This is a genomic window from Nocardioides mangrovi, assembly GCF_020073815.1.
In the GTDB taxonomy this organism is placed as follows: domain Bacteria; phylum Actinomycetota; class Actinomycetes; order Propionibacteriales; family Nocardioidaceae; genus Nocardioides; species Nocardioides mangrovi.
Window position 1 is genome coordinate 17,958 of sequence record NZ_JAIQZJ010000025.1, and the last position, 12,707, is coordinate 30,664.

Genomic DNA, 12,707 nt, shown 5'->3' on the forward strand with positions numbered 1-12,707 from the left:
CGTTCCATCACGATTCGGTCACGCTCAGGCGTGCGCAGACTTGGTTTGAACGTGCAACAAAACACGCGCTCAGAACCGCTTGCGGTGGCCTGCGGGCGTAAGTATGTTGTCCGCCACAACATACCCGGTGACTGCCGTCACATGACAGTGGTCACTGGATCCCGAACCACGGAGGTCGAGGAAATGGTCAGGAACAAGGGTGCGCGCATGGCGTCCCTGGTGGCAGTGAGCGTGCTGGCGTTCGGCGGGCTCGCTGCTTGTGGAAGTGACAGCGACGGTGGCAGCAGCGACGGCGGCAGCAGCAGCGGCGGTGACGCCAAGGGCAAGGTCGGCGTCATCCTCCCCGACTCGAAGTCGTCGGTCCGGTGGGAGACCCAGGACCGCCCGAACCTCGAGGCCGCCTTCAAGGCCGCCGGCCTGGAGTCGATCATCCAGAACGCCGAGGGCTCGCCCGACACGTTCGGTCAGCTCTGCGACCAGATGATCACCGAGGGCGTCAACGTCCTCATCGAGACCGACCTCGACCCGGACTCGGGCAAGGCGTGCATCGACAAGGCCAAGAACGCCGGCATCGCGGTCATCGACTACGACCGCCTCACCCTCGGCGGCGGCGCGGACTACTACGTCTCGTTCGACAACGTGAAGGTCGGCGAGCTGCAGGGCCAGGGCCTCATCGACGGCCTCCAGGGCATGGGCGTCAAGTCGGGCAACATCGCCTTCATCAACGGCGCGGCGACCGACAACAACGCGACCCTCTTCAAGCAGGGCTACGAGCAGGTCATCAAGGACGACGGCAGCTACAAGGTCGTCGCCGACCAGACCGGTGACTGGGACCCGGACACCGCCGGCAAGGTCTTCGACCAGTTCTACGCCGCCCACCCGGACCTCGTCGGTCTGATCACCGCCAACGACGGCATGGCCGGCGGCGTCATCGCTCGTGAGAAGGCCGCGGGCGTCGAGGGCAAGATCCCGGTGACCGGCCAGGACGCGACCCCCGAGGGTCTCGCCAACGTCCTGCAGGGCTACCAGTTCGGCACCGTCTTCAAGGACACCTCGCTCGAGGCCAAGGCCGCGTCCGACCTGGCGATCGCCATCATCAACGGCGACGACCCGTCGACCATCGCCACCGGCACCGTGAACGACTCGGAGCTGGGTGTCGACGTCCCGTCGGTCCTGGCCACCCCGGTCTGGATCACCGCCGACAACGTCCAGGACGTCGTCGACGCCGGTCAGGCCAGCGCGGCGGACATCTGCAAGGGCATCGAGGACCTCTGCAAGAAGTACGGCGTCAGCTGATCGCTGGCGGTCGTCCGACAGCGTGAAGACGCGGGGGCCCGTCCGACAGGGCGGGCCCCCGTTCCACGATCAAAACCCCAGGAGGGTGACACATGTCGAGTGGAGAGCCGCTGCTCGAGCTGCGCGGCGTTCAGAAGACCTTCGGCGCCGTGCACGTGCTGCGCGGCGTCGATCTCACGGTACGACCCGGCCGCGTGACCGCGCTGGTCGGTGACAACGGTGCCGGCAAGAGCACGTTGATCAAGGGGATCGCCGGCATCTACCCCTTCGACGAGGGCGACTACCGCTTCGAGGGGAGCGAGGTCCACGTCAAGAGCCCGCGCGACTCGAACGCGCTGGGCATCGAGGTCGTCTACCAGGACCTCGCGCTGTGCGACAACCTGGACGTCGTCCACAACATGTACCTCGGTCGCGAGGTCACCAAGAACGGCCTCGTGGACGAGGACGCCATGGAGTCGCGCGCCCGCGAGACCCTCGACGGTCTCTCGGTCCGCACCCTGAAGTCCGTGCGCACCCGCGTCGCGTCCCTCTCGGGCGGCCAGCGCCAGACCGTCGCCATCGCGCGCGCAGTCCTGTGGAACTCCAAGGTCGTCATCCTCGACGAGCCGACCGCGGCCCTCGGCGTGGCGCAGACCGAGCAGGTCCTCAAGCTGGTCCGACGCCTGGCCGACCGTGGCCTCGGCGTCGTGCTGATCAGCCACAACCTCAACGACGTCTTCGAGGTCGCCGACGACATCGCGGTCCTCTACCTCGGCCAGATGGTCGCCCAGGTCGACGCCGCTTCCACCACCCGGGACCGGATCGTCACGGCGATCACGACCGGCGAGCTGAACAAGGGGGATGCGGCATGAGCGTCTCGACCGACGAGATCCACGACGTGCAGCCGGACGACTCCGCCAGCACCCTCTGGAAGGACTACGTCGCCAAGATCCGCGGCGGCGACGTCGGGTCCCTCCCGGCGATCCTCGGGCTGGTCGTGCTCGTCGTCGCCTTCTCGCTCCTGCGGCCCGAGACCTTCACGAAGGCGTTCAACTTCGGCAACCTGATCCAGCAGTCGGCCGGCGTCACCATCATCGCGATGGGCCTCGTCTTCGTGCTGCTGCTCGGCGAGATCGACCTCGCGGCCGGCTACACCGCCGGTGTGTCCGCGGCCGTCACGTCCGTCCTGATCTCCAACCACGGCTGGCCCGCTGCCGCGGCCATCGTGCTGGGACTGCTCACGGGCACGGCCATCGGCATCTTCCACGGCCTGATCGTGTCCCGGCTCGGCATCCCGTCGTTCGTCGTGACCCTGTCCACCTTCCTCGCGCTCCAGGGCGTCCTGCTGACGTTCATCGGTGAGAAGGGGTCGGTCAGCGCGGGCGACTTCATCGCGAAGCTCAACAGCGACAACCTCCCGATCTGGCTCGGCTGGGTCCTCGCGGTCGTGCTCGTGGCGGCGTACGCGCTGATGACGTTCGCGAACAACCGGCGTCGTCGGGGCAACGGTCTGACCAGTGAGCCGGACGTCCTGTGGGCGCTGAAGTCGGCGAGCCTCGCCGTCCTCGTGTTCCTGGTCGTCCTGTACCTGTCGATCGAGCGCAGCCCGAACGCGAACATCAAGTCGATCAAGGGCGTTCCGATCTCGCTCGTCATCATCATCGGCCTCGCCCTCGTGCTCAGCCTGGTGCTGGGGCGGACCCGGTGGGGCAGCCACGTCTACGCCGTCGGCGGCAACGCCGAGGCGGCGCGCCGTGCGGGCATCAACGTCAAGATGGTGCAGCTGAGCTGCTTCATGATGTGCTCCACGGTCGCGGCCGTCGGCGGCATGATGCTCGCCAGCTACAGCGGCGGCGTGAACAACGTCTCCGGTGGCGGCCAGACCCTGCTCTACGCCGTGGGTGCGGCGGTCATCGGTGGCACCAGCCTCTTCGGTGGCAAGGGACGCGTCGTCGACGCGCTCATCGGTGGCACCGTCGTGGCGGTCATCCAGAACGGCATGGGTCTGATGAACCAGCCCGACAGCCGGAAGTACATCGTGACCGGCCTGGTGCTGCTCGTGGCAGCGAGCGTCGACGCGATCAGCCGTCGCCGCGCCGCTTCCACCGGTCGGGTCTGACGGGAGCCGACCTTGCCCACCCCCACCGGCGTCGGCACCGAGGAGCTGCGGCGTGCGAACCTGCGCGCCATCCTCCAGACGGTGCACACGCACGGCCCGACCACCCGCGCGGTGCTGACCAAGCAGCTCGGGCTCAACCGGAGCACCATCGGTGCGCTCACCGGTGAGCTCCAGGCGCTCGGGCTGGTCTCTGAGGAGACGGCGGCGGTGGGGGGCAGGTCGGGACGTCCGTCCCACCTGGTGGTGCCTCGTCCCGACAATGTGGTGGTCGCGATCGACGTGGGCGTCGATCGGATCGCCGTGGCGCTGGTCGGGCTCGGGGGCGAGGTCCTGGACCGTCGCATCCGAGCCCACCAGCGCGGCGAGCACGACGTCGCCCACGTCGTGGAGTCCGTCGCCCAGATGGTCGACGACACCTTCGCGGCCGCCAGCGGACGCCGCTGCCTCGGCGTGGGCGTCGCCGTGCCGGGAGCGGTGCGGGCCAACGACGGTCAGGTCCGCTTCGCGCCCAACCTGGGCTGGTTCGACGAGCCCTTCACCGAGCTGCTCGCCGAGCGGCTCGGCAGGCCCGTCTCGACCGGCAACGACGCCAACCTCGGCGTCCTCGCGGAGCACGTGCGGGGTGCCGCGGTCGGCTACACCGAGGTCGCCTACCTCAGCGCCAGCGTCGGCATCGGTGGCGGCTTCCTCGTGGGTGGCCGTCCGCTGACCGGTGCCAGCGGGTACGCCGGCGAGGTCGGCCACATGCAGGTCGACAGCCAGGGGCCGGAGTGCCGCTGCGGCGCGGTCGGCTGCTGGGAGATGAAGGTCGGTGAGAACGTCCTCCTCCAGAACGCCGGCCGTCTGACGGGCGGCGGGCCACCGGCCGTCGCCGAGGTGATCGAGTCGGCGCGCGCGGGCGACGCCCGGGCCGCCGCCGCGGTCGAGGGCGTCGCCGAGTGGTGCGGCGTCGGGATCCGGGCGATCGTCAACCTCTTCAACCCCGAGGTCGTCATCCTCGGCGGCTGCCTCGCGCAGGTCTGGCGGGCCGCCGAGCCCGCCGTGCTGCACTCATTCCAGCGCAGCAGCCTGATGTCGCCCCGCGCGGAGACGGTGATCCGCGCCGCCCGTCTCGGTGACGACTCGCCCCTCGTCGGGGCCGCGGAGCTGGCTTTCGAGCCGGTGCTCGACCACCCGCAGACCGTGCCGCAGGCTGTCTGAGTCCTCAGCGGGTCCTGTGGACCGGTAGCCTGCTGCCGCCATGATGGAACGTTTCCGCGCCTTCTGGACGAAGGTCATCTCGCCGATCGCCAACCTGCTGATCCGGCTGGGCGTCAGCCCCGACGCCGTGACCCTGGTCGGAACCCTCGGCGTCTGTGCCGGCGCGCTGGTCTTCTTCCCCCAGGGGATGCTGCTGACCGGCGTGCTGGTGATCACCGCCTTCGTGTTCAGCGACCTCATCGACGGCTACATGGCCCGGACGACGGGGCGGGTGAGCAAGTTCGGGGCGTTCTGGGACTCCACCCTGGACCGGGTCGCCGACGGCGCGATCTTCATCGGCCTCGCGCTCTACTTCGCCTGGGAGGAGCCGAGCAGGCTCTACCTGGTGCTGAGCCTGGTCTGCCTGCTGATGGGGGCGGTCACGTCGTACGCCCGCTCGCGCGGTGAGACCCTCGGCTTCGAGGTGAAGGTCGGCATCGCCGAGCGCGCCGACCGCCTGGTCGCGATCCTCGTGATGACCGGCTTCAGCGCCATCTTCGACGCTCCCGTGCTGCTCTACATCGCACTCTGGGCCCTCGCCGTCGCGTCGACGGTCACCGTCGGCCAGCGGGTGTGGGTGGTCCGGAAGCAGGCCCTCGCGGAGGCCGCACTACCCTCCTCCCATGAGTGAGAACACAGGCACCACCAGGGTCAAGCGCGGCATGGCCGAGATGCTCAAGGGCGGCGTCATCATGGACGTCGTCACGCCCGAGCAGGCCAAGATCGCCGAGGACGCCGGTGCCGTCGCGGTGATGGCGCTGGAGCGGGTCCCGGCCGACATCCGCGCCCAGGGCGGGGTCTCGCGGATGAGCGACCCGGACATGATCGACGGCATCATCGAGGCCGTCTCGATCCCGGTGATGGCCAAGGCCCGGATCGGCCACTTCGCCGAGGCGCAGGTCCTCCAGAGCCTGGGCGTGGACTACATCGACGAGTCCGAGGTGCTGACCCCCGCGGACTATGAGAACCACATCGACAAGTGGGCCTTCACGGTCCCCTTCGTCTGCGGTGCGACCAACCTGGGCGAGGCGCTGCGGCGGATCACCGAGGGCGCGGCGATGATCCGCTCCAAGGGCGAGGCCGGCACCGGCGACGTCTCCAACGCCGTCACCCACATGCGCACCATCCGCAAGGAGATCCGCCGGCTCGGCGCGCTCCAGGAGGACGAGCTCTTCGTGGCGGCCAAGGAGCTGCAGGCGCCGTACGACCTGGTCAAGGAGGTCGCCGAGCAGGGCAAGCTCCCCGTCGTGCTGTTCACCGCGGGCGGCATCGCGACTCCTGCGGACGCGGCGATGATGATGCAGCTCGGTGCCGAGGGCGTCTTCGTCGGCTCGGGCATCTTCAAGTCGGGCAACCCGGCGCAGCGCGCCGAGGCGATCGTCAAGGCCACCACCTTCCACGACGACCCCGACGTGGTCGCCAAGGTCTCCCGCGGGCTCGGCGAGGCGATGGTCGGCATCAACGTCGACGAGCCCGCCCGCTCGATCCAGTTCGCCGAGCGCGGCTGGTAGTCGCTACCTCTTCAGCGCCCACGTGACGGCGCGGGCCGCCTTGCGCGGTCCGTAGCCGTCGGTGGTGCCCGGCCCGAGGCGCACCACGATCGTGCGCGAGCCCGGGTCGACCATCGCGATCTGGCCGCGCAGGCCGATCGCGGAGAAGAGGTTGCCGGCGGCGCCCGGCACGAGGCGGCCGGTCACCGGCGTCACGGGCTGGCCGTCCTCGTCGACGTCGTCGATCGGTCCGCGCAGGGCGCCGTACCGGTTGACCCACCAGAGCAGCCCGTACGCCGCGTTGAGCGTGCTCGACGACTCGCCGACCGAGGCGTGCACGTAGCTCCGGGCCAGGATCCGGTGGCCGCCGACCGAGCCCTGCTGCAGGTAGAGGCGGGCGAAGCGCGCGAGGTCGAGGCAGGTCGACTCGACGCCGAAGTAGACGTTGGTCGAGCGGTCGGCGACGTCGCGGGTCATGAACGTGTGGGTCATGCCGAGCGGCTCGAAGAGCCGGGTGGCGGCGAAGCGGTCGGTGCGCGTGCCGGTGGCCGTGCGGAGCACCTTGTCGAGGACCTGGATGGCCGCGTTGTTGTAGGACCAGACGGTGCCGCGCGGGAACTCCTGGTCGAGCCCGATCGCGTAGGCCGTCCGGTTCCGCGCCTGCGTGAGCTGGGCGTAGTCGGAGTCGACCGACCAGAAGCGGCCGCTCACGTTGCTCATCAGGTCGCGCACGGTGACGTCCGCGGACGCCGTGCCGCGCCAGGCGTGGACGTAGTCGGCGACCGGGTCGTCGAGGTCGAGGTCGCCGTCGCGCACGGCGATGCCGACGAGGGCGCTGGTGATCGACTTGGTCACCGAGAAGGTCTGGCGGTGGGTGGTGCGGTCGGTGCCCCAGTTCCAGTCCCGCACCAGCCGGCCGTCGCGCACGACGGCGAAGCAGGTGCTGTCGTAGGACCTCGCCTGCCGGGCGACCTTCGCGAGCCGCTGGGGATGGAAGCCGGCCTTCGCCGGGGTGGTCGTGTGCCAGCCGTCGACCGTGGCGGCCCCGGCCGGCGCGGGCGTCAGGAACGCCAGGGCACAGGCCAGGGCCACGATCGCGACGCGCACCCACCTAGGATGCAGGGTCGTGGGCATCACCGTCGGCGTATTGGCGATCCAGGGCGACGTGCGGGAGCACGTGCGGACGCTGGAGGGCCTCGGCGTCCGTGCGACCGCCGTGCGTCGTACGACGGAGCTGGACGCCTGCGACGGCCTCGTGATCCCCGGCGGGGAGTCGACGACGATGGCCAAGCTGGCCCGCACCTTCGACCTGCTCGAGCCCCTGCGGCAGCGGGTCAAGGAGGGGATGCCGGCCTTCGGGACGTGCGCGGGGATGATCCTGCTCGCCGACCGGCTGCTCGACGGCGCGGTCGGCCAGGAGACCGTCGGCGGGCTCGACATCACGGTCCGGCGCAACGCCTTCGGGCGGCAGGTCGACTCCTTCGAGGGCGACCTCGACGTCGCCGGGATCGACGGCCGGGTGCACGCGATCTTCATCCGGGCCCCCTGGGTCGAGGAGACCGGGCCCGGCGTCGAGGTCCTCGCACGTGTCGAGGACGGCGAGGCCGCCGGTAGAGTGGTGGCGGTCCGCCAGGGTTCGCTGATGGCGACGTCGTTCCACCCCGAGGTGGGTGGCGACGCCCGGGTCCACCGTCTGTTCGTGGACCTGGTGACGGACCGAGCCGAGAGCTGAGTAGAAGAGGGACGCATGTCTGGCCACTCCAAGTGGGCGACCACGAAGCACAAGAAGGCCGCGATCGACGCCAAGCGCGGCAAGCTGTTCGCCAAGCTGATCAAGAACATCGAGATCGCCGCGAAGATGGGTGGGCCCGACCCCTCGGGCAACCCGACCCTCTACGACGCCATCCAGAAGGCCAAGAAGCAGTCGGTCCCCAACAAGAACATCGACTCCGCGGTCAAGCGCGGGGGCGGCCTCGACGGCGGCGGCGTCGACTACGAGACGATCATGTACGAGGTCTACGGACCCTCCGGCGTCGCGCTCCTCGTCGAGTGCCTCACCGACAACCGCAACCGCGCCGCGATGGAGGTCCGCACCGCGGTCACCCGCAACGGCGGCACGATGGCCGACCCCGGCTCGGTCTCGCGGCTCTTCACCCGCAAGGGCGTCGTCGTCGCGGCCAAGAGCCAGGAGCGGGCCGGCAGCCCGTGGGAGGTCTCCGAGGACGACGTCCTCGAGGCGACCCTCGACGCGGGCGCCGAGGAGGTCAACGACCTCGGTGACAGCTTCGAGGTCCAGTCCGAGCCGGGCGACGTCGTCGCCGTCCGCACCGCGCTGCAGGCGGCCGGCATCGACTACGACTCCGCCGAGGTCCAGTTCGTGGCGACCATGGACATCCCGGTCGCCGAGGTCGACGTCGCGGGCAAGGTCTTCCGCCTCGTGGACGCCGTCGACGACCTCGACGACGTCCAGAACGTCTTCAGCAACGCCGACATCCCCGACGACGTCCTGGAGTCCATCGACGCCTGACCGGGGTGGTGCCTCGGCGTGGGCGGGTCTGTAACGCCCGGATACCCGCTCCTCCCACCCTGTTGCAGCGTCGTGGCAACAGTCGGTAACCGGGCGTTACAGACGAGCGGGCGGAGTCAGTGCCGCCGCGGCTTTTGCGGACGGAATTCGTCCAAATCGGTGATGTCGGTGCCGAACCTCCCGCAGGTGTCGGCGTACTCGCGGAGCAGTCGGCGGCGGGTCTGCTCCGGCCGGCGGAGGTCCTCGCGGGTGATCCGGGAGACGCCGAGCTTGAAACCGGTGATGAAGTCCTGCCGGCGCTTCTCCTCCCGGAGCACGGCCTTCGGGTCTCCTGCGACGTGGTCGGGGAGGTACTTGAGCCATCCGTCCATCTCGAACACGTGCCGACCGACCCTGAGGTCGCACCACACGGTGCGCTGGCCGTCCGTCAGTCCGAACTGCGTCTGGGGCCTGCCGATCGCCAGACCGGTCACGAACACCCGTCCCTCGGACTCCAGCCACGACTCGGCGCCGGGATCGGCCAGATCGAGCGCGGCGTCCATGACCCGGCTCTGCGGCCAGCAGAACATCGCCTCGCGAGCGCGAGCGAGATCGTCGGGCGTCGTTCCGGCCCGGAGAGCGGCGTCGCAGCAGGCGACCCCGGCGACCAGGCCGTGCTCACGTGCCATGTCGAGCGCCGTGCGCGCACGGTCGAGCACACGGAAGCCGTCGACGACCACCACCTGCGCGTCGGCGTACGGTGCCAGGTGGTGCTTGATCCCAGCCCGGACGGCGTCACCGTGCACCTTCGGTCGGGTGATGTGCACGAGCGCGCGCTGCGCGTCGGGCACGCCCAGGCCGAGCACGATGGCAGCCGAGTCGTGGCTGAGCACGTGGTCGGAGCGCAGCACCTGCTCGGCTGCCCGGATGCGCAGGACGGGCTGGGCGCGGAAGGGGTCGGCTTCCTGCCAGACCGCGGCCTCGACGTAGATCCCCCGCCTGAGGGGGACCAACGCCTGCTCACGCCGGAGTGCACGGAGGTCGGCGTCGTCCAGGCCGGCGGCGAGCGCGTCGGCGCGAGACACCATCCCGTGGGCGTCGAGGGGCAGGAGTGCGCGGAGGTCCATGCGCAACGGTCAGCCGGGCACCCACCTCCGCGCTCGCTCGACGCCGGCGGCTGTGGACGACGGTGCTCGGGACGATCCTGTGGACGGTTCCTGGCTGACTGCCCGGTCGGTCTGTAACGCCGTGTTACCTGGCCTTCCCACCGTGCTGCAGCATGGTGGAAAGAGTCGGTCACCGGGCGTTACATACCTCGCTGCGGTCGAGCGGGCGTGTCGGACCGGCAAGCGGGGGAGGCGGCCGTTAGCGTGGCCTCCGAACACCTGTTCGGACGGAAGGGCTGACGGATGCGTGTGCTGGGGATCGACCCCGGGCTGACCCGCTGCGGCATGGGCGTGGTCGAGGGCTCGGTCGGGCGGCCGCTCCGCCTGGTCGACGTCAACGTGCTGCGCACCTCCTCCGACCTGCCGGTGCCGGAGCGGCTGGTGACCATCGAGAAGGGCGTCGACGCCTGGCTCGACGAGCACCGCCCCGACGCGGTCGCCGTGGAGCGGGTGTTCGCGCGCTCCGACGTCAGCACGGTCATGGGTACGGCGCAGGCCAGCGGCATCGCCATGGTGTGCGCGGCGCGACGGGGGCTGCCCATCGCACTCCACACGCCGAGCGAGGTGAAGGCCGCGGTGTCCGGCAACGGCCGGGCCGACAAGGCCCAGGTCGGCGCGATGGTGACCCGGATCCTGCGGCTCGATGCGATGCCCAAGCCCGCTGACGCCGCCGACGCGCTGGCGCTGGCCATCACCCACATCTGGCGCGGGGGCGCCCAGGCCCGCATCGACGCCGCGCTCGCGGGCGCCCGCCACGCTCGTCCACCGAGGAGTCTGTCGTGATCGCGTTCGTCCGCGGCGAGGTCGCCGCCCTCACCCTGTCCAGCGCGGTGCTGGAGGTCGGGGGAGTGGGCCTGGAGCTGATGTGCACGCCCGGCACCCTCGCCACGCTCCGGCCGGGCACCAAGGCCACGCTGGCCACCTCGATGGTGGTGCGCGAGGACTCGCTGACCCTCTTCGGCTTCGTCGACGACGACGAGAAGCAGACCTTCGAGCTCGTGCAGACCGCCTCCGGCGTGGGCCCGAAGGTCGCCCAGGCGATGGTCGCCGTGCTCAGCCCCGACGACCTGCGGGTCGCGATCGCGAGCGATGACGTCAAGACGCTGACCAAGGTGCCCGGCATCGGCCAGAAGGGCGCCCAGCGGATCATCCTGGAGCTCAAGGACCGGATCGGCGCCCCGACCGGCGGTCGCTCCGCCTCGGCCCCCGTCGCCGCCGACCCCTGGCGCGACCAGGTCCAGCAGGGCCTTGTCGGTCTCGGCTGGTCGGTCAAGGACGCGGAGAAGGCCATCGACACCGTGGCGCCGGAGGCGGGCGACGTCCCCGACGTGGCGGCGCTGCTGCGGGCCGCGCTCCGCACGCTGAGCAAGGCATAGGCAGGGGGAGCGGATGCCCTTCCACGAGGACGAGCTCGACGAGGCGGAGGCGACCCATTTCCGCTCGCTGACCGCCGCCGAGGCGGAGGGCGACGAGCGGGCGGTCGAGGCGGCGCTGCGCCCGCGCACCCTCGACGAGGTGGTCGGCCAGGTGCGCGTGCGCGACCAGCTCGGCCTGGTCCTCGAGGCCGCCCGGATGCGTGGCCGCGCCCCTGACCACGTGCTGCTCTCCGGCCCGCCCGGTCTCGGCAAGACCACCCTGGCGATGATCATCGCCGGCGAGATGGGGGCGCCGCTCCGGCTGACCAGCGGGCCGGCGATCACCCACGCGGGCGACCTCGCCGCGATCCTCTCCGGCATGAACGAGGGCGACGTGCTCTTCGTCGACGAGATCCACCGGATGTCGCGACCGGCGGAGGAGATGCTCTACATGGCGATGGAGGACTTCCGGGTCGACGTCGTCATCGGCAAGGGCCCGGGTGCGACCGCGATCCCGCTGGAGATCCCGCCGTTCACCCTCGTCGGCGCCACCACCCGGGCCGGCCTCCTGCCCGGGCCGCTGCGCGACCGCTTCGGCTTCACGGCCCACCTCGAGTTCTACGAGCCGGACGAGCTCGACCTGATCGTCCAGCGCTCCGCGCGGCTGCTCGACGTCGACGTCGAGTCCGACGGCACCTCCGAGATCGCCTCCCGCTCCCGGGGCACTCCGCGCATCGCCAACCGGCTGCTGCGCCGGGTCCGGGACTATGCCCAGGTGCGGGCCGACGGCGTCGTCACCCTCCCGGTCGCCCAGTCGGCCCTCGACCTCTACGAGGTCGACCAGCTCGGCCTCGACCGCCTCGACCGGGCGGTCATCGACGTCCTCTGCCGCCGGTTCGGTGGGGGACCGGTCGGCATCTCCACCCTGGCCGTCGCCGTCGGCGAGGAGCGCGAGACGGTCGAGGAGGTCGCCGAGCCCTTCCTGGTCCGCAACGGCTTCCTGGCCCGCACCCCGCGCGGCCGGGTGGCCACCCCGGCCGCCTGGACCCATCTCGGGCTGCGGGCGCCCGCCGAGGCGCCGGCGGAGGGCACTCTCTTCGACGACTGAGCGTTGTACCCGTCGAGAGGGCCTGATTCGTGGTCTGCGCCATCTCCACGGTTACACTTTCCCGTCGTCGGTAGAGCCTGGCTCGGTGTTGGGCGCCCGACGCTTCCTGATCGCGCTCGAGAGGTTGTTTCGTGCTGGAGTTGTTGCCGCTCGTCGGCATCGTGCTGCTCTTCTGGCTCTTCATCATCCGGCCCGCCTCGCGGCGCCAGAAGGAGATGCGGACGATGCAGTCCTCCGTCTCGGTCGGGGACGAGATCGTGCTCACCTCGGGCGTCTACGGCACGGTCCGGGAGCTCGACGACGAGCACGTCCACCTCGAGATCGCGCCCGGGGTGACCATCAAGGTCGCGCGCGGCGCCATCGGCACCGTCAACCACGCGCCCGAGCCCAGCGAGCCGGCTGGGACCGACGAGTCGGACGCCGTCGCCGACGGCCCTGAGGAGAACTGA

14 protein-coding genes are annotated in these 12,707 nt (G+C 70.6%); 12 read left to right on the top strand and 2 right to left on the bottom strand.

Annotated elements, in window-relative coordinates; genetic code table 11:
• The first annotated feature begins 207 nt into the window (after positions 1–207).
• From K8U61_RS23605 to pdxS, 6 genes are all read left to right on the top strand, one after another.
• A complete protein-coding gene (locus K8U61_RS23605) occupies positions 208–1,296 on the top strand; it encodes a sugar ABC transporter substrate-binding protein (protein ID WP_224125462.1) in 1,089 nt (362 codons plus the stop codon).
• A 92-nt stretch (positions 1,297–1,388) separates the two neighbouring features.
• Entirely contained in the window at positions 1,389–2,147 is a 759-nt protein-coding gene (locus K8U61_RS23610) for an ATP-binding cassette domain-containing protein (protein ID WP_224125463.1), read from the top strand.
• Entirely contained in the window at positions 2,144–3,394 is a 1,251-nt protein-coding gene (locus K8U61_RS23615; protein ID WP_224125464.1) for a sugar ABC transporter permease, read from the top strand. The genes K8U61_RS23610 and K8U61_RS23615 overlap by 4 nt, the downstream gene beginning before the upstream one ends.
• A gap of 12 nt (positions 3,395–3,406) precedes the next feature.
• Positions 3,407–4,594, top strand: a complete 1,188-nt coding sequence (locus tag K8U61_RS23620; protein ID WP_224125465.1) for an ROK family transcriptional regulator — start codon at positions 3,407–3,409, stop codon at positions 4,592–4,594.
• A gap of 43 nt (positions 4,595–4,637) precedes the next feature.
• Entirely contained in the window at positions 4,638–5,264 is a 627-nt protein-coding gene (gene pgsA / locus K8U61_RS23625) for a phosphatidylinositol phosphate synthase (protein ID WP_308043338.1), read from the top strand.
• Positions 5,257–6,144 carry a pyridoxal 5'-phosphate synthase lyase subunit PdxS gene (gene pdxS / locus K8U61_RS23630; protein ID WP_224125467.1) on the top strand — a complete coding sequence of 296 codons (888 nt, stop codon included), beginning with the start codon at positions 5,257–5,259 and terminating at the stop codon, positions 6,142–6,144. The genes pgsA and pdxS overlap by 8 nt, the downstream gene beginning before the upstream one ends.
• A gap of 3 nt (positions 6,145–6,147) precedes the next feature.
• Here the strand turns inward: pdxS and K8U61_RS23635 are convergent, their stop codons facing one another.
• Positions 6,148–7,257, bottom strand: a complete 1,110-nt coding sequence (locus K8U61_RS23635) for a serine hydrolase domain-containing protein (protein ID WP_224125468.1) — start codon at positions 7,255–7,257, stop codon at positions 6,148–6,150.
• Here K8U61_RS23635 and pdxT point away from each other — a divergent pair.
• Positions 7,250–7,855 carry a pyridoxal 5'-phosphate synthase glutaminase subunit PdxT gene (pdxT, locus tag K8U61_RS23640; protein ID WP_224125469.1) on the top strand — a complete coding sequence of 202 codons (606 nt, stop codon included), beginning with the start codon at positions 7,250–7,252 and terminating at the stop codon, positions 7,853–7,855. The genes K8U61_RS23635 and pdxT overlap by 8 nt on opposite strands.
• A 15-nt stretch (positions 7,856–7,870) precedes the next feature.
• Entirely contained in the window at positions 7,871–8,650 is a 780-nt protein-coding gene (locus tag K8U61_RS23645; protein ID WP_224125470.1) for a YebC/PmpR family DNA-binding transcriptional regulator, read from the top strand.
• Between the two features lie 116 nt (positions 8,651–8,766).
• Here K8U61_RS23645 and K8U61_RS23650 read toward each other — a convergent pair whose 3' ends face one another.
• Positions 8,767–9,756 carry a type IV toxin-antitoxin system AbiEi family antitoxin domain-containing protein gene (locus tag K8U61_RS23650; protein ID WP_224125471.1) on the bottom strand — a complete coding sequence of 330 codons (990 nt, stop codon included), beginning with the start codon at positions 9,754–9,756 and terminating at the stop codon, positions 8,767–8,769.
• 291 nt (positions 9,757–10,047) lie between these two features.
• Here K8U61_RS23650 and ruvC point away from each other — a divergent pair, with 291 nt between their 5' ends.
• The 4 genes from ruvC (at position 10,048) to yajC (ending at position 12,707) form a co-directional block, all read left to right on the top strand.
• On the top strand, positions 10,048–10,578 hold the full coding sequence (gene ruvC, locus K8U61_RS23655) for a crossover junction endodeoxyribonuclease RuvC (RefSeq protein WP_224125485.1): 531 nt from the start codon (positions 10,048–10,050) through the stop codon (positions 10,576–10,578).
• Positions 10,575–11,171, top strand: a complete 597-nt coding sequence (ruvA, locus tag K8U61_RS23660; RefSeq protein WP_224125472.1) for a Holliday junction branch migration protein RuvA — start codon at positions 10,575–10,577, stop codon at positions 11,169–11,171. The genes ruvC and ruvA overlap by 4 nt, the downstream gene beginning before the upstream one ends.
• 13 nt (positions 11,172–11,184) lie before the next feature.
• Positions 11,185–12,258 carry a Holliday junction branch migration DNA helicase RuvB gene (ruvB, locus tag K8U61_RS23665; protein ID WP_224125473.1) on the top strand — a complete coding sequence of 358 codons (1,074 nt, stop codon included), beginning with the start codon at positions 11,185–11,187 and terminating at the stop codon, positions 12,256–12,258.
• A 131-nt stretch (positions 12,259–12,389) separates the two neighbouring features.
• Entirely contained in the window at positions 12,390–12,707 is a 318-nt protein-coding gene (gene yajC, locus K8U61_RS23670) for a preprotein translocase subunit YajC (protein WP_224125474.1), read from the top strand.